Origin of the sequence: Xanthomonas sp. NCPPB 2866, assembly GCF_041475745.2 — a bacterium.
GTDB classification, from domain to species: domain Bacteria; phylum Pseudomonadota; class Gammaproteobacteria; order Xanthomonadales; family Xanthomonadaceae; genus Xanthomonas; species Xanthomonas arboricola.
Genome location: NZ_CM192975.1, coordinates 4,282,954 through 4,299,634, shown reverse-complemented (window position 1 = coordinate 4,299,634; position 16,681 = coordinate 4,282,954). Strand labels below are relative to the sequence as shown.

The 16,681-nt window shown below is 66.1% G+C and carries 15 protein-coding genes; 11 read left to right on the top strand and 4 right to left on the bottom strand.

Annotated elements, in window-relative coordinates; genetic code table 11:
- Nucleotides 1-88: 88 nt before the first annotated feature.
- Together aceK and ACCQ04_RS18240 are read left to right on the top strand one after the other, a co-directional pair.
- The gene (aceK, locus tag ACCQ04_RS18245; RefSeq protein ID WP_104575630.1) at nucleotides 89-1,828 is read left to right on the top strand and encodes a bifunctional isocitrate dehydrogenase kinase/phosphatase; all 1,740 of its coding nucleotides are present in this window, start codon (nucleotides 89-91) and stop codon (nucleotides 1,826-1,828) included.
- A gap of 59 nt (nucleotides 1,829-1,887) precedes the next feature.
- Complete coding sequence (locus ACCQ04_RS18240; protein ID WP_226427544.1) at nucleotides 1,888-2,772, top strand: energy transducer TonB; 885 nt, start codon at nucleotides 1,888-1,890, stop codon at nucleotides 2,770-2,772.
- A 639-nt stretch (nucleotides 2,773-3,411) separates the two neighbouring features.
- Here ACCQ04_RS18240 and rho read toward each other — a convergent pair.
- Nucleotides 3,412-5,313 carry a transcription termination factor Rho gene (gene rho / locus ACCQ04_RS18235; protein WP_226427543.1) on the bottom strand — a complete coding sequence of 634 codons (1,902 nt, stop codon included), beginning with the start codon at nucleotides 5,311-5,313 and terminating at the stop codon, nucleotides 3,412-3,414.
- Nucleotides 5,314-5,530: 217 nt separating this feature from the next.
- Entirely contained in the window at nucleotides 5,531-5,872 is a 342-nt protein-coding gene (gene trxA, locus ACCQ04_RS18230; protein WP_005923050.1) for a thioredoxin TrxA, read from the bottom strand.
- A gap of 198 nt (nucleotides 5,873-6,070) precedes the next feature.
- Between trxA and rhlB the strand changes: the two genes are divergently transcribed.
- From rhlB to rpoH, 6 genes are all read left to right on the top strand, one after another.
- Complete coding sequence (gene rhlB / locus ACCQ04_RS18225) at nucleotides 6,071-7,789, top strand: ATP-dependent RNA helicase RhlB (RefSeq protein ID WP_184231291.1); 1,719 nt, start codon at nucleotides 6,071-6,073, stop codon at nucleotides 7,787-7,789.
- A gap of 75 nt (nucleotides 7,790-7,864) precedes the next feature.
- Entirely contained in the window at nucleotides 7,865-8,551 is a 687-nt protein-coding gene (gene ftsE / locus ACCQ04_RS18220) for a cell division ATP-binding protein FtsE (protein ID WP_016903688.1), read from the top strand.
- Nucleotides 8,548-9,498 (top strand): permease-like cell division protein FtsX, encoded by a 951-nt coding sequence (gene ftsX / locus ACCQ04_RS18215; RefSeq protein WP_046344707.1) that lies wholly within the window; start codon nucleotides 8,548-8,550, stop codon nucleotides 9,496-9,498. Before ftsE ends, ftsX begins: the two co-directional genes overlap by 4 nt.
- A gap of 8 nt (nucleotides 9,499-9,506) precedes the next feature.
- On the top strand, nucleotides 9,507-10,349 hold the full coding sequence (locus ACCQ04_RS18210; protein ID WP_016903686.1) for a response regulator: 843 nt from the start codon (nucleotides 9,507-9,509) through the stop codon (nucleotides 10,347-10,349).
- 5 nt (nucleotides 10,350-10,354) lie between these two features.
- Entirely contained in the window at nucleotides 10,355-11,080 is a 726-nt protein-coding gene (gene ung / locus ACCQ04_RS18205; protein WP_226427590.1) for a uracil-DNA glycosylase, read from the top strand.
- A gap of 200 nt (nucleotides 11,081-11,280) precedes the next feature.
- Nucleotides 11,281-12,156, top strand: coding sequence for an RNA polymerase sigma factor RpoH (gene rpoH / locus ACCQ04_RS18200; RefSeq protein ID WP_024938885.1), 876 nt, complete (start codon nucleotides 11,281-11,283; stop codon nucleotides 12,154-12,156).
- A gap of 150 nt (nucleotides 12,157-12,306) precedes the next feature.
- Here rpoH and ACCQ04_RS18195 read toward each other — a convergent pair whose 3' ends face one another.
- Complete coding sequence (locus ACCQ04_RS18195) at nucleotides 12,307-12,921, bottom strand: trimeric intracellular cation channel family protein (protein WP_016903683.1); 615 nt, start codon at nucleotides 12,919-12,921, stop codon at nucleotides 12,307-12,309.
- 52 nt (nucleotides 12,922-12,973) lie between these two features.
- A complete protein-coding gene (locus ACCQ04_RS18190; protein ID WP_026064621.1) occupies nucleotides 12,974-14,266 on the bottom strand; it encodes an NAD(P)/FAD-dependent oxidoreductase in 1,293 nt (430 codons plus the stop codon).
- Nucleotides 14,267-14,384: 118 nt separating this feature from the next.
- Between ACCQ04_RS18190 and ACCQ04_RS18185 the strand changes: the two genes are divergently transcribed.
- From ACCQ04_RS18185 to ACCQ04_RS18175, 3 genes are read left to right on the top strand one after another with little or no spacing between them, the layout of a single operon-like run.
- Nucleotides 14,385-14,900, top strand: a complete 516-nt coding sequence (locus tag ACCQ04_RS18185) for a hypothetical protein (protein WP_226427542.1) — start codon at nucleotides 14,385-14,387, stop codon at nucleotides 14,898-14,900.
- Nucleotides 14,897-15,727, top strand: a complete 831-nt coding sequence (locus ACCQ04_RS18180) for an NYN domain-containing protein (RefSeq protein WP_024938888.1) — start codon at nucleotides 14,897-14,899, stop codon at nucleotides 15,725-15,727. Before ACCQ04_RS18185 ends, ACCQ04_RS18180 begins: the two co-directional genes overlap by 4 nt.
- Before the next feature lie 2 nt (nucleotides 15,728-15,729).
- Nucleotides 15,730-16,386, top strand: coding sequence for a glutathione S-transferase family protein (locus ACCQ04_RS18175; protein WP_160955060.1), 657 nt, complete (start codon nucleotides 15,730-15,732; stop codon nucleotides 16,384-16,386).
- The last annotated feature ends 295 nt before the right edge of the window (nucleotides 16,387-16,681 follow it).

Below are 16,681 nucleotides of genomic sequence, written 5' to 3'. Positions count from 1 at the left end.
AGTCTCGGCATTTGGCCGACTGTGCGCCTGTTCGATGGATCGTTTGTCTCCGCTGCACGTCGCAACATGCGCTGGGTACACTGCCGGCATGAGCCAGCTCCCGTTACCGCCACAGTCCGAGCGCCGTGCGCTGGCGATCGCCCATGCCGTGTACGACGCCTTCGAGGATTACCACGCCCGGTTTGCCGAGATCACCGCACGCGCCAAACAGCGCTTTGAAACGCGCGACTGGAGCGGCGCGCGCGATGATGCGGTGGCGCGGATCGCGCTGTACGACCAGTACATCAGCGAATGCATGCTGCGCTTGCGTGCGGTGCTGCTGGGGCAGGCGCACGATCGCGCGCTGTGGATGCGTGCACGCGTGCATTACGCCGCGCTGCTGAGCGGGCTGATCGACCAGGAGCTGTACAAGACCTTCTACAACACCCTGACCCGGCGTTACTTCGGCACCCACGGCGTGGATGCGGAGATCGAATTCATCGCGCTGGATATCGAGCCGACCGACGCGATCACGGTGCCGGTTGCGCGGCACACCTATGCGGTCTCGCCCGGCCGGCTGACCGACATGCTGGTGCGCGTGCTCGGCGATTATTCCTTCGACGTTCCGTATGCGCATCGCACCCGCTGTGCAGCGGCGATCGCGGTGCGCCTGCTCGATGATCTCGCGCACTGGGGCGAGCACCCGGTGCGCAGCGTGGAATTGCTGGAGACGGTGTTCTATCGCGAACGGCGCGCCTACCTGGTCGGCCGCGTGTTCGGCGAACATCGCTTCTCGCCATGCGTCATCGCCCTGGTCAACGACGACGCCGGCCTGCGTGCCGAAGCGGTGCTGACCCGGCGCAGCGACGTCGCGCAATTGTTCAGCAACTCGCGCAGTTACTTCCAGGCCGATCTGGCCACCGTCGGCGACGCAGTGGTGTTCTTGCGCAGCCTGCTCACCCACAAGCCGGTCGACGAGCTGTACACGATGCTCGGGCGCGCCAAGCAGGGCAAGACCGAACGCTATCGCACGTTTTTCAGCCATTTCCAGGCGCATCCCTCCGAACAACTGGTGCATGCCGATGGCACGCCCGGCATGGTCATGGTGGTATTTACCCTGCCCAGTTATCCGTTGGTGTTCAAACTGATTCGCGACCGCTTTGCCTATCCCAAGACCATGAGTCGTGCGCAGGTCGAAGGCAAATACGAGCTGGTGTTCCAGCTCGATCGCATCGGCCGCTTGCTGGACGCGCAGCCGTATCGCTTCCTGCGGTTTCCCAAGTCGCGTTTCTCGCCCGCGTTGCTGGACGAGCTGCAGACCAGCTGTGCGACGAGCCTGAGCGAAGATGGCCAGGACGTGCTGATCGCGCTGTGCTACGTGCAGCGCCGCCTGCGCCCGCTCAATCTCTACCTGCGCGAACAGCTGCCCGAAGCCGCGCATGCGGCCGCGCTGGACTACGGCCAGGCGATCAAGGACATGGCGCGCAACAATATCTTTCCCGGCGACATGCTGCTGAAGAACTTCGGTATCACCCGCCATCAGCGCGCGGTGTTCTACGACTACGACGAGCTGTGCCTGATCACCGAATGCACCTTCCGCGACTGGCCGACCGCCACCACCTATGAAGAACAGATGGCTGCCGAGCCCTGGTTCCACGTCGGCCCGCGCGATGTGTTCCCCGAGCGCTTCGCGCTGTTCATGGGCTTGCCACCCTCGCAGCTGGAAGCGGTCAAGCACCTGCACCCGGAACTATTCGACCCGCAATGGTGGCGCGACCTGCAAACCCGCCTGCGCGAGGACGACTACCCCGACACCCCGCCCTACGCAGACTCGCGAAAACTGGCCTGACGATTTACGCGTATGCGCCAAGCTGGTACAACGAAACTCAATAACCATGGAGTGCGGTCATGCAGTGGAAGCAACGCTTGGGCTTGGGCATTTTGTTGGCAATGGCGAGTGTCAGCGGCGTGCAGGCAGTTCCCAGTGCCGCGCAGGTACAGGCACAGATGGAGGCCAGCATGAATATCGCAGGCGAATTGACGCTGACGCCGGACGGTACCGTTACGGAGGTCAAGCTCACTGACGAAGCAAGCCTGCCGCTAGTGGTCCGCGACCGCGTCAAACAATCGATCGCTTCCTGGCGCTTTGACCCTGTCAAAGACGATGGGAGCGCCTTGCCCGCGCAATTGCTGATGAATCTGCTGCTGGTCGCCAAGCCGGCCGATAACGGCACCTATTCCGTATCGATTCGCAGCGCGCATTTCGGCAGCCAGGAGCAAGCTGCAGCCAGCGTCGCTGCCAAGGACATGCCGGCACCTGCGTACCCTGAGCATGCGTTTCGAGAAGGTGTGACCGGGGTGGTCTATCTGCTGCTCAAGGTCGGGCGCGATGGCAAGGTCGAAGATCTAGTCGCCGAGCAGGTCAACCTGACCACGCTGGCGCCGGAATCCAAGCGCCCGCGCTGGCGCAAGGCGTTTGCCGACGTTGCAATCGCCAAGGCGCGAGGCTGGACATTTGTGCCGCCAACGCAAGGCGCCGAGGCCGACGCGCCGTACTGGGTCATGCGGGTTCCGGTCACCTTCGCCATCGAATCCTGGCCAGGCAATTCGATCGCTGCAAAGCAAACCAAAAAGTGGCAATCCTATCTGCCGGGCCCGCGTCAGCCGGCGCCCTGGCACGAGCAGCGCGATGCGTCGGCATCGACCGACAGTCCGGATGCGCTGCCGGGTAGTGGCTTGTTCTCCGCACGCGGAGAAGGTGTGCGGCTGGTGACGCCGCTGCAAGGAACTTAAGCGCGAAGCCAACATCAGCGCGGCTGGCGAAGCTACCTCACGCCTGTTGCTTGCAGAGCGGATGGTCTTGATCGTTCGCTGCCGGACGGCTTATCAGGGCTTGGCTACAAGGCAGCTGATCTGCCAGTTGGCTGCAGGGCCCTTGGCCCCCCCACCCTCGCGGGACACGACGCAAGTACGTCCTTGTAGGCTCTTACGCGGCATCCATGCCGCGTAAGGTCCCGCGACGATGGGCGGGCAAGGACCCGTCGAAATGGTCGGTGTGCATGTTTGCGAGCAGAGCATGAGGTTTGTTGTTTGAGTCACAGCGCGTCCCACCAGCGTTCCATTTCAAACCGAGAGAAGGCAGGCTTTTCAACAAGCACCCTGCAAAGCCTTCTGGCATCCCAACGCAGACGCGGCGATAGGCAGGTATTGGCCCTGCCGATCAACTTCCTGGTGCGGTGTCCTCGCCGCTTGCGGGACCGCGGACGGCGAGGATGCCGCTCCCGAGCCTACACGTACGTACCTGCGGTGTGTCCCGCGAGCGGCGAGGGAACCGCGCACTCGACCAACCAGGCTTGTGATTGCAAGCAACCACGCACCCACAAAAAAAGCCCCGCAATGCGGGGCTTTTTCTTGTCGAGAATACCGACCGACTCAGCGCTTCATCGAACTGAAGAACTCGTCGTTGGACTTGGTGGTCTTCATCTTGTCCAGCAGGAATTCCATTGCCGCGATTTCGTCCATCGGGTGCAGCAGCTTGCGCAGGATCCAGATCTTCTGCAGCAGCTCCGGCTCGATCAGCAGGTCTTCGCGACGCGTGCCCGAGCGGTTGATGTCGATCGCCGGGTACACGCGCTTTTCGGTGATGCGACGGTTCAGATGCACTTCGCTGTTGCCGGTGCCCTTGAACTCTTCGTAGATCACCTCGTCCATCTTGCTGCCGGTTTCCACCAGCGCCGTGGCGATGATGGTCAGCGAGCCGCCCTCTTCCACGTTACGGGCCGCACCGAAGAAGCGCTTCGGACGGTGCAGCGCGTTGGCGTCCACACCACCGGTGAGCACCTTGCCGGAGCTGGGCACCACGTTGTTGTAGGCGCGTGCCAGACGGGTGATCGAGTCGAGCAGGATCACCACGTCCTTCTTGTGCTCGACCAGGCGCTTGGCCCGCTCGATCACCATCTCGGCGACCTGCACGTGGCGCGCGGCCGGTTCGTCGAAGGTGGAGGAGATGACCTCGCCGCGCACGGTGCGCTGCATTTCGGTCACTTCTTCCGGGCGCTCGTCGATCAGCAGCACGATCATGTGCACTTCGGGATGATTGCTGGTGATGGCCGTGGCCACCTGCTGCATCATCATCGTCTTACCTGCCTTGGGCGGGGAGACGATCAGCGCGCGCTGGCCTTTACCCTGCGGCGCCATCAGGTCCAGGATGCGGCCGGTGATGTCCTCGGTCGATCCATCGCCACGCTCCAGACGGAAGCGGCGACGCGGGAACAGCGGGGTCAGGTTCTCGAACAGCACCTTGTTCTTGCTGGCTTCCAGCGGCTCGCCATTGATGGTGTCGACGATCGACAGCGCGAAATAGCGTTCGCCGTCCTTCGGGAAGCGGATGCGGCCGGACAGGTGATCGCCGGTCCGCAGGTTGAAGCGGCGGATCTGGCTGGGCGAGATATAGGTGTCGTCCGGGCCGGCCAGGTAGCTGGCTTCTGCGGCACGCAGGAAGCCGAAGCCGTCGGGCAGGATTTCCAGCACACCGTCGGCGGCAACGCCTTCGCCGTGGCGGGTCAGCACCTTGAGCAGGGCGAAGATCACGTCCTGCTTGCGCGCGCGTGCCACGCCTTCCTGGATGTTGAGCTGGTCGGCAATATCCAGCAGCTTCTGCGCCGGCATCCGCTTGAGATCGCTCAGCGAGTAGACCGGGAAGCCTTCCGGCACGGCCGGGTGTGGGCGCGCGACGAACGGCTCATTGCTGCCATCGGACGACGGCATGCCACCACCACCTTCGTTGCCGAAGCGGTCGCGTCCACGGTCGCGGCGGTTGCGGAAGCGGTCACGGCGGTTGCCCTGCTGGTTCTGCCCCTGGCCCTGGCCCTGGCCTTGCTGATGCTGGCCGCCATTCTGGGCTTGGTCCTGACCCTGACCCTGACCCTGCGCCTGGGGCTGACCCTGGTTCTGGCCCTGGCCCCGGTGCTGCGCCTGATTCTGGTTCTGTTGCTGCTGCGCCTGATTGAAGCGCTGCTGCTGTGTCTGGCCACCCTCGCGGGAGTCGCCATGGGTGTCGTTGCCCTGGCTGCCCTGGTTGGCGCTGGGGGCGTTACCGGCATAAGAAGCGCCATCGCCGGACGTCTGCGCCGGTGCCGAATCGGCAGCGTGCGACGGTGCCTGCGGGGCACGTGGAGCGTCGGGTGCGGGGCTGGCGGGCAAGGGCAGGTTGGGCTGCTGCGCGCCACCGTCGTCGGTGGCAGCGGCGGTCTTGCTCACGCGCGGCTTGCGCACGCGCTTCTCGACAGGAGCGTCGACGCTGCTCCCGGTATCGGAGGAAGGATGATCGGACAAGTGCGTGATTCCTCGCTAAGAGTGCGAGCGCCCGGCTGGGGGGCGAACTTTAGGTGATGGGAGTCTAGAAGAGGTTTCTAGAGGGGTACGTCGGCGCACGAACGTGCTCCGGATCGACTGACACTATCACCGCTGCGCGCAACCGCGCAAGCGCCTGCCGCAGCAGGATTTAACTGCTGGCGCATCACGGGGCGCCCATCGCTGGACGCCCGCTCGCTCAGGCGGCCGCGCCGCCCAGGGTCTTGTCGATCATCTGGGTCAGCTGGCCCTTGCCAACCGCACCGATCTGGGTGGCCTGCACCTGGCCATCCTTGAACAGCAACAGCATCGGGATCGAACGCACGTGGTACTTGATGGCCAAGGCGCGGTTCTGGTCCACATTGACCTTGGCAACCTTCAGTCTGCCCTGGTATGTATCGGCCAGATCGTCCAGCACCGGGGCGATCATCTTGCAGGGTCCGCACCACTCGGCCCAGAAATCCACCAGCACCGGTTCGCCGGATTGCAGTACAGCTGTATCGAAGTCGGCATCGCCGACATGTTGAACCTTATCGCTCACGTTGGGTCTCCTGGAAACCAAAACGGCCCGCCCGAACGGGCAGGCCGCTACATTGCGTTAAACTGGGGCATTGCGCGACTGAATCAAGTGTCAGTCCTGAAGCCGCGCTGTCCGCCACAACAGCCGCAGTTTGCGACGCTGTCGGCATCGATGCAAGCCGCGCCCGGGCTGCCCAGGGCGCCTCACGAAGACGGAATAATGAGCGACAAACCGCTGACCGATTTGACTTTTTCCACGTTCGACCTGCATCCGGCGCTGATCGCCGGGCTGGAGAGCGCCGGGTTTACCCGCTGTACCCCGATCCAGGCGCTGACCCTGCCGGTCGCGCTGCCGGGCGGCGACGTCGCCGGACAGGCCCAGACCGGCACCGGCAAGACCCTGGCGTTCCTGGTGGCGGTGATGAACCGCCTGCTGATCCGCCCGGCGCTGGCCGACCGCAAGCCGGAAGACCCGCGCGCGCTGATCCTGGCGCCGACCCGCGAGCTGGCGATCCAGATCCACAAGGATGCGGTCAAGTTCGGCGCCGACCTGGGCCTGCGCTTTGCGCTGGTCTACGGCGGGGTGGACTATGACAAGCAGCGCGAGCTGCTGCAGCAGGGCGTGGACGTGATCATCGCCACCCCGGGCCGGCTGATCGACTACGTCAAGCAGCACAAGGTGGTCTCGCTGCATGCCTGCGAGATCTGCGTGCTGGACGAAGCCGACCGCATGTTCGACCTGGGCTTCATCAAGGACATCCGCTTCCTGCTGCGGCGCATGCCCGAGCGCGGCACCCGCCAGACCCTGCTGTTCTCGGCCACGCTCAGCCACCGCGTGCTCGAGCTCGCCTACGAGCACATGAACGAGCCGGAAAAGCTGGTCGTCGAAACCGAGAGCATCACCGCCGCACGGGTGCGCCAGCGCATCTATTTCCCGTCCGACGAAGAGAAGCAGACGCTGCTGTTGGGCCTGCTGTCGCGCAGCGAAGGCGCGCGCACCATGGTGTTCGTCAATACCAAGGCGTTCGTCGAGCGCGTGGCGCGCACGCTGGAGCGGCATGGCTACCGGGTCGGCGTGCTGTCGGGCGACGTGCCGCAGAAGAAGCGCGAGTCGCTGCTCAACCGCTTCCAGAAGGGCCAGCTCGAAATCCTGGTCGCCACCGACGTGGCCGCGCGCGGCCTGCACATCGACGGCGTCAAGTACGTCTACAACTACGACCTGCCGTTCGATGCGGAAGACTACGTGCACCGTATCGGCCGTACCGCGCGGCTGGGCGAAGAGGGCGATGCGATCAGCTTCGCCTGCGAGCGCTATGCGATGAGCCTGCCGGACATCGAGGCCTATATCGAGCAGAAGATCCCGGTCGAGCCGGTGACCTCCGAGCTGCTGACGCCGCTGCCGCGCACCGCGCGTGTACCGGTGGAAGGCGAAGAGGCCGACGAGGATGCTGGCGACAGCGTGGGCACCATCTTCCGCGAGGCGCGCGAACAGCGTGCTGCCGAAGAGCAGCGCCGCGGCGGTGGTCGCAGCGGTTCGGGTGGCGCATCGCGCAGCGGCAGTGGCGGCGGTCGCCGCGACGGCGGCAGTGCCGATGGCAAGCCGCGTCCGCGTCGCAAGCCGCGTGTGGAGGGCGAAGCCCCGGCAGCGGCAGCGCCGACCGAAACGCCGGTGGTTGCGGCGGCGTCGGTCGAGGCGCCTTCCACCATCGTGGCCGATGCCGAGCGCGCACCACGCAAGCGGCGCCGTCGTCGCAACGGCCGTCCGGTCGAAGGTGCCGAGCCGGCAGTGGCCTCCACACCGGTCGCCGCACCTGCCGCACCGCGCAAGCCCACCCAGGTGGTCGCCAAGCCGGTGCGCAGCGCCGCCAAGCCGTCCGGCAGCCCGTCGCTGTTGAGCCGCATCGGCCGTCGCCTGCGCTCGCTGGTGTCCGGCAACTGATCGCCTGCGGCCTGCGTCGCATTGCCGGGCTCCGGCGATGCGACGCAAGCGCTGGCGCTCCGGCATAATCGCTGAATGACCGTTCTGCGTTTTGACAACGTCAGCAAGCACTACGCCGGTGGCCACCAGGCGCTGACCGATGTCAGCTTCGAAGTGGCCGATGGCGAGATGCTGTTCGTGACCGGCCACTCCGGCGCCGGCAAAAGCACCCTGCTCAAATTGATCCACCTCAGCGAGCGGCCCAGCCAGGGCGCGGTGCTGCTGGGCGAACGCAACCTGCTCAAGGTGCGCGGCCGGCAGATTCCGCTGCACCGTCGCCAGGTGGGTGCGGTCTATCAGGACCATCGCCTGCTCAACGACCGCAGCATCGCCGAGAACGTGGCGTTGCCGCTGATCCTGCGCGGCACCCGGCGTGCCGAGATCGGCAAGCGCGTGCGCTCGGCATTGGAGCGGATCGGGCTGGCCCATCGCGAGCGGGCCTTGCCGTCGCAGTTGTCGGCCGGCGAGCAGCAGCGCGTGGGCATCGCCCGCGCCATCGTCGGCGAACCACGCCTGCTGGTGGCCGATGAGCCCACCGGCAATCTGGATCCGGCGCTGGCCGCGGAAATCATGCAGTTGTTCGCCGAACTGCCCGCGCGCGGCACCAGCGTGCTGGTGGTCAGCCATGACCTGGCCCTGCTCAAGCAGATGCGCAAGCGCGTGCTGATCCTGGATCACGGCCGCCTGGTCGACGACATCTCGCCGCAGGATCTGGCCGAATGAGCAAGCCCGCCAATACCGAAGCCGTCGCCCCCTCGCGGGTCGGCGTGTGGATCGACCATCATCTGCACAGCATCGCCTTCAGCCTGGGCCGTGCCATGCGCAAGCCGTGGGCCACCTTGCTGACCATCGTGGTGATGGCGCTGGCGCTGGCCTTGCCGCTGGGGCTGTCGATCGCGCTGGACAACGTCAAGTTGCTGGCCGGCAGCGTGCAGCAGTCGCGCGAGATCAACCTGTTCCTGAAGGTCGAGATCGGCGCCGAGGCCGCGCAGGCCCTGGCCGGCGAACTGCGCGCGCGCCCGGACGTTGCCCAGGTCGCGCTGCGCACGCCGGCGCAGGGGCTGACCGAGCTGCGCGAGAGCGCCAAGCTCGACGAGGCGATCGATGCGCTGGGCGACAACCCGCTGCCGACGCTGCTGGTCGTCACGCCCACCGAGACGGCCGACGATGCGCAGCTGGCCGGTGCGCTGCAGGCCTTGCCGCAGGCCGACCAGGTGCAGCACGACGCGCTGTGGCGCAAGCGCCTGGATGGCTGGCTGCACTTCGGCGAGCGACTGGTGCAGGTGTTGTCGGCACTGCTGGGTGTCGGCGCGGTGCTGGTGGTCGGCAATACGGTGCGGCTGGACATCCAGTCGCGGCGCGAGGAAATCGGCGTGCTGCAGTTGCTGGGCGCCAGCGATGGCTTCATCCGGCGTCCGTTCCTGTACCTGGGGGCCTGGTACGGGCTCGGTGCCGGCGCTGTGGCGCTCGCGCTGATCGCCGCCTCCGGGCTGGCGCTGCGCGCGCCGTTGGCGACCCTGGCCGACAGTTACGGCAGCTCCTTTACCCTGCACGGGCTGGATCTGCTGCATTCTGCGCTGGTGCTGGTCGGCACCCTGGTCCTGGGCTGGCTGGGCGCCTGGCTGGTCACCGGCCATTTCCTTCGCCAGACCCGTCCCACCGAGACCTGAGGCCTGCCATGCATCCACCGGATCTCAAGCACCTGATCAGCGACGCGCCGCGCGTGATGGTGGTCGATGGCTCCAAGCTGGTGCGCAAGCTGATCGCCGATGTATTGCAGCGCGATCTGCCCAACGTGCAGGTGATCGGCTGCTCCAGCATCGCCGAAGCGCGCCAGGCGCTGGAAGCCGGGGCGGTGGATCTGGTCACCACCTCGCTGTCGCTGCCCGATGGCGATGGCCTGACCCTGGCGCGCAGCGTGCGCGAAGCGGCCGGCCAGGCCTATGTGCCGGTGATCGTGGTCTCCGGCGATGCGCAGCAGCATCTGGTGGAGCGCCGCTTCACCGAATACGTCACCGATTATTTCGACAAGGCGCTGGGCCACGAAGCCCTGGCGACCTTCATCCGCGGCTATGTGCAGCCCGAGCCGGTGGTCGGCGCGACCGTGCTGTACATCGAGGACAGCCGCGTGGTGGCCGAGGCGACCAAGCGCATGCTCGAGCGGCAGAGCTTGAAGGTGGTGCATGTGCTCACCGCCGAGGATGCCTTTGCGCTGCTCACCGCCGAATCGCTGGGCCGCACCGAGCGCCGCATCGACGTGGTGCTGACCGATGTGACCCTGAAGGGCGAGCTCAACGGCCGCGACGTGGTCGAGCGCATCCGCATCGACTTCGCTTACGGCAAACGTCGCCTGCCGGTGCTGGTGATGACCGGCGACACCAATCCGCGCAACCAGTCCGAGCTGCTGCGCGCCGGCGCCAACGACCTGGTGCAAAAACCCATCGAAGAACGTCTGCTGGTGACCAAGGTGCTGTTCCAGCTGCGCCTGGCACGGCTCGAGGACCAGGCTGTCACGCTATGACCGAAGTGGCTGAAGTGGAAGCGCGTATCCAGCTGGAACCGTCGTGGAAGGCGCGGGTGGGCGATTGGTTGCTGCGCCCGGAAATGCAGGAGCTGTCCGCATTCCTGCGCCAGCGCAAGGCGGCCGGGGCGCGGGTATTCCCGCCGGGCCCGCAGATCTTTGCGGCCTTCGACGCCACCCCGTTCGAACAGGTCAAGGTGGTGATCCTGGGCCAGGATCCGTATCACGGCGAAGGCCAGGCGCATGGGCTGTGCTTTTCGGTGTTGCCCGGCGTGCCGGTGCCGCCGTCGCTGCTCAACATCTACAAGGAGATCCAGGACGACCTGGGCATCGCGCGTCCGGACCATGGCTATCTGATGCCGTGGGCGCGCCAGGGCGTGCTGCTGCTCAATGCGGTGCTGACGGTGGAGCAGGGCCGTGCCGGCGCGCACCAGAACAAGGGCTGGGAAGGCTTCACCGACCATGTGGTGGAGACCCTCAACCGCGAGCGCGAAGGCCTGGTGTTCCTGCTCTGGGGCAGCTACGCGCAGTCCAAGGGCAAGGTCATCGACCAGGCGCGCCATCGCGTGCTCAAGGCCCCGCATCCCTCGCCGTTGTCGGCGCATCGCGGCTTTCTGGGCTGCCAGCACTTCTCCAAGACCAACGAGCACCTGCAGCGCCGCGGGCTGGGCCCGATCGACTGGTCGCTGCCGCCCCGCAACGCGCTGGACACCACTCCGGCCAGCGGCTGAACGGTACCGGCGCCGGCCCCTTTTCGCGGCGGCTTTGTCACGGTCTACCCAGGTCGGCGGTGGTAGCGTAGGTGCTCGAAGTCGGGAGTTGCGCCGTAGAACGACGGCAACGCCAAAAGCCCGAACGTCCTATAAATGGAACGCTGGGAACTCTTTCTGTACCCGGCAGTCCAATAGTTCGACTGCTAAGATGGTGCCCTATGAACCAGATCACCTCGACTGCCCTAGTGGCAAACAATCTCCCGATTCCCAGTGCGCTCGGTTCGCTGGACGCCTACATCGGTGCCGTGCACCAGATCCCGGTGCTGTCGGTCGATGAGGAACAGAATCTTGCCCGTCGCTTCCGTGACGAGCTGGATCTGGACGCCGCGCGCGAGCTGGTCCATTCCCACCTGCGCTTCGTGGTGCACGTCGCTCGCGGCTACAACGGCTACGGCCTGCCGCTGGGCGACCTGATCCAGGAAGGCAATATCGGCCTGATGAAGGCGGTCAAGCGCTTCGACCCGGAAATGGGCGTGCGCCTGGTCAGCTTCGCGGTGCATTGGATCCGTGCCGAGATGCACGAGTTCATCCTGAAGAACTGGCGCATCGTCAAGGTCGCCACGACCAAGGCGCAGCGCAAGCTGTTCTTCAACCTGCGCAAGTCCAAGACCCGCCTGGGCTGGCTCAATGCGTCCGAGGTGACTGCGGTCGCCAAGGACCTGAACGTCTCCGAGCGCGAAGTGATGGAGATGGAGTCGCGTCTGTCCGGTCGCGATATCGGCTTCGATGCCTCGTCCGACGAAGACGACGATCATGGTCCGCCGTCACCGGTGAGCTACCTGGTGGCAAACGACGAAGATCCGTCGCAGGCCTACGAGCGCCACGACAGCGAAGACAATCAGCTGCAGCTTTTGCGCGAAGGCATGGCCGGCCTGGACACGCGCTCGCGCGACATCGTCAAGCGCCGCTGGCTGGACTCCGACTCCAAGGTGACGCTGCAGGAGCTGGCCGACGAATACGGCGTGTCGGCCGAGCGTATCCGCCAGATCGAGGCGAATGCGCTGAAGAAGATGAAGGCACTGTTCGTGGCCTGATCCTTCGATCATGCCCCAGGTGTTGCACAAACGGCCCGGTTTTCAGGGCCGTTTGCATGTGGGCTGCTTGTGCTGCGTCGAGTCCGACGACGCGCGGTGGTTCGTCGTGGTCGTTCGCCGATGATCGACCGCGCGCTGCGCCCGCCGGCGCTATTCCGGCAGGCGCGCCACCGGCAGATGCCAGCCGTAGCGGATGGCCATGAAACGCAGCCCGAAACAGACCAGCGCGCCGGTCGCCAGCGACCAGGCCTGCGGCACTGCGAGCATGTGCCCGATCGCGACCAGGCCGCCACCGGCCAGCGCGGCGACCGCATACAGCTCGGCCTGCAGCACCACCGGCGTCCGCGCCACCAGCAGATCACGCGCGATGCCGCCGCCGATGCCGCTGAGCATGCCGAGCAAGGTCGCGCTGAGCGGGCTGAGCTGGTAATCGAGCGCCTTGCTGGTGCCGTAGACCGCAAACAGCGCCAACCCGGCCGCGTCGAACAACTGCACCGGGTTGCGCAGCCGTTCCACCGCCGCATGCCAGTAGAAACCGGCCACGCCGGCCAGGCAGGCGACCAGCAGGTACTGCGGATGCACCAGTGCGGCCGGCGGGGTGGCGCCGATCAGCACATCGCGCACGATCCCGCCGGACACCGCCGCCGCGCACGACAGCACCAGTACGCCGAACAGATCCAGGCGATTGCGCACCGCCACGGTCGCGCCGCTGAGGGCGAACACGAAGGTGCCGAGCAGATCCAGCAGGAACAGGAGAGTGGTCACGATCAGACCGTCGCATCAGGCCGCACAGCATCGCGCACGGCCTGCGCCGCTGTCATCCGTCCTTGCTGCTGGGCGGCGGATCGTCGGTGGCACCGCCGAAGATGATGCGCGCGGCGCGCTGGTAGCTCCAGTACGCCATCGCCCAGTTCACCAGCACCACGAACCGGTTGCGGAAACCGATCAGGAAGTACACGTGCGCGGCCAGCCAGAACCACCAGGCCACGATGCCGGAGAGCTTGAGCTTGCCGACATGCACGATGGCGGCCATGCGGCCGATCGTGGCCAGGTTGCCGTAGTCCTGGTAACGGAAGGCTGGTGCAGGCTGGCCGCGGTGGCGGGCGCGGATCGCCTTGGCGATGTGCTTGCCCATCTGCTTTGCTGCCGGTGCCACACCTGGTACCGGGCGGCCGTCCTGCTGGACCGAGGCCAGGTCGCCGCCGACGAAGATCTCCGGGTGACCGGGTACGCTCAGGTCCGGCTCCACCAGCACCCGGCCGGCACGATCAAGCGGCACGCCAAGCGTGCGCGCCAGCGGCGATGCCGCCACGCCGGCGGCCCACACCACGGTGCGTGCAGGCACGAAGGTGTCGCCGAGCTGATAGCCCAGCGCATCGATGTGGGTGACCGGCGTGCCGGTGTGCACCTCCACGCCCAGGCGTTCGAGCTGCTTGCGCGCCTTGGCGGTGAGATCGTCCGGGAACGAGGGCAGCACGCGCGGGCCGGCTTCGACCAGGCGCACGCGCGCCTGCTGCGGGTCGATATGGCGGAATTCGTTCTTGAGCGTGTGGCGGGCGATCTCGGCCAGCGTGCCGGCCAGCTCGACGCCGGTCGGGCCGCCGCCGACCACGGCAAAACTCAGCCAGGCTGCGCGTGCGGCCGGGTCGGACTCTGCCTCGGCGCGTTCGAAGGCGAGCAGCAACTTGCGCCGCAGCACCAGCGCGTCGTACAGCGTCTTCAGGCCGGGCGCATGCTCGGCCCATTGATCGTTGCCGAAGTAGGCATGGGTGGCGCCGGTGGCCAGCAGCAACATGTCGTAGCCGAGCGTGCTGCCGTCGGCGAGCACCACCTCACGGCGCGCCGGTGCGATTTCGGCGACGTCGCCGAGCAGCACTTCGACATTGCGCTGCTCGCGCAGGATGTGGCGCAGCGGCGCGGCGATATCCGGTGCCGACAGGCCGGCGGTGGCGACCTGGTACAGCAGCGGCTGGAACAGGTGATGGTTCTGGCGGTCGATCAGGGTGATGCGGATGCCGGGATCGTCGAGTGCGCGGGTGGCCCATAAGCCGGCGAAACCGCCGCCAACCACAACCAGGTGCAGCGGAGCTTGGGAGGGGGAAGAAGTCATCGTAAGGTCCGATGGATTGCGACGCGGGCTCATCAGCATGCCGCATCGGTAATGAACATGCCGCCTGGATCCGGCCTGCCTGCGGCATCATGTCGCATCTCATCCACATGATGACCGCATGCCGTCACTACCGCCGCCGTTGCCGCCGCTGTCGCCACCGCCATCCGCTTCGCCGGCGATGGCACCGGCTGTCGCGCGTGCGCCCGGACAGAAACTCAGCGGCGTCACACTCGGCCTGATCGGGCTGGCGACCTGTGTGGTGCTGTTTGGCATGCTGGTGCTGGGCGCGCTCGGCTGGCTGATCGTGTTCGGCTGGTCGCTGTTTGCCGACCAGGCACGCGCCGCACTGCAGGGCGATGCGGTGGTGCAGGAACAGATCGGCCAGATCCACACGATGCGGGTGGATCTGGTGCGCACCGGTCTGGCGCCGGGCGACGACGATTTCGTGTTCACGGTGGAAGGCGATCGTGGCCGCGGCCGCGTGCATGCCACCTGGGTCAGCGGCGGCTCCGAGCGCGAGATCCTGAGCGATGGGGTGTTGACCATGCACGACGGCAGCCAGTACACGCTGCCGTCGGCCGATGCCGCCGACACCGAAATCGATACCGACTCTGCCGACACCTTCGAGGAATGACCATGATCGACAATCCCGACAAACGCATCGCCTTGCTGATCGATGCCGACAACGCGCCGGCCGGCAAGATCGACGTGGTGCTGGCCGAAGTGGCGCGCTATGGCGTGGCCAACGTGCGCCGCGCCTACGGCAACTGGAAGAGTCCGCACCTGAAGAGCTGGGAAGCGGCGCTGCACGAATACGCGATCCGGCCGATCCAGCAATTTGCCTACAGCTCGGGCAAGAACGCCTCGGACATGGCGATGGTGATCGATGCGATGGACCTGTTGTATGCACGCAATCTGGATGGCTTTGCGATCGTTTCCAGCGATGCGGATTTCACTCCGCTGGTGATGCGTCTGCTCACCGATGGCATGAAGGTGTACGGCTTCGGCGAGAAGAAAACCCCGGCGCCGTTCGTCAATGCCTGTTCCAAGTTCACCTATGTCGAAGCGCTGGGCGAGCAGGCGGCAGCGGCCAGCGACACCGCCGCCGGCCGCAAGGATGCCACCGCGCTGCGCGGCGACACCCGGCTGGTGCAGATGCTGCGCAATGCGATCGACAGTGCCTGCGAAGACGATGGCTGGGCGCATCTGGGGGCGGTGGGCAAGCAGGTGGCCAACCAGGCCTCGTTCGACCCACGCAACTACGGTTATCGCAAACTCAGCGACTTGGTGCGTGCGATCGGCCTGTTCGAGATCAAGCAGGACGAGCAGGCCCTGTGGGTGCGCGATGCGCCCAAGGGCGGGCGGGCGAAAGCAGCGCAGCCAGCTGCCGCCGTCGCCACGCAGGCGTCCACCGCGAAGCGTCCGGCGCGCGCGACGCCCAAACCGCCAGCAGGGAAATGACGATGGCTGACGCTGCAATGCAACCGGCGGCAGGAAACGCCTCGATCACGCTATGGGGGCGGCGCAATTCCAGCAATGTGCGCAAGGTGCTGTGGTGCGCCGAAGAAGCCGGGGTGCCCTATACCTCGATCGAAGTCGGTGGTGCGTTTGGTCGTAACGACACGCCCGAGTATCGCGCGTTGAATCCCAACGGTCTGGTGCCGACGATGCAGGATGGTGAGTTGGTGCTGTGGGAGTCCAATGCGATCGTGCGCTACCTTGCCGCGCAATATGCGCCGGCCCTGTATCCGCAGGCACCGGCCGAACGCGCGCTGGGCGATCGCTGGATGGACTGGACCACCTCGACGTTTGCCGGCGTGTTTCGCGACCTGTTCTGGGGCGTGCTGCGCACACCGGAACCCGAGCGCGATCCTGCGCGCATCGCCGCGGCGCTGGCGCACTCGGGCGACCTGCTCGCACGCGCGGATGCGGCCCTGGCGCAGCAGCCGTATCTGTCCGGCGCGCAATTTGCGATGGGCGATATTCCACTGGGCAGCTTCATCTACGCCTGGTTCGAAATGCCGATCGAGCGGCCCGAGCTGCCGCATCTGCAGGCGTGGTACCAGCGCCTGCGCGCACGGCCTGCGTACCAGCGTGGCGTGATGACCGCGCTGACCTGAGTTTCGCGTTTCCGCTCAGGCCAGCATGGCCCATGGCAGACACAGCACGCGCTGCCGACACGGCATGTTGCTGCAAGGACATGCGCCTCGTACATCGCGCGGCCAAATAGCCCGCGTTCTCTGTAGGAGCGCACTTGTGCGCGAGGGCATTCCCAGTAAAGCCCCATCGCGCGCAAGCGCGCTCCTACGAAAACGTGGGGACACTTGTGGCCTGTTCGCTCGCGTTTGTTTGTAGGAGCGCACCCGGGCGCGAGGGCATTCCCGGTAACGCCACATCGCGCCCAGGTGCGCTCCT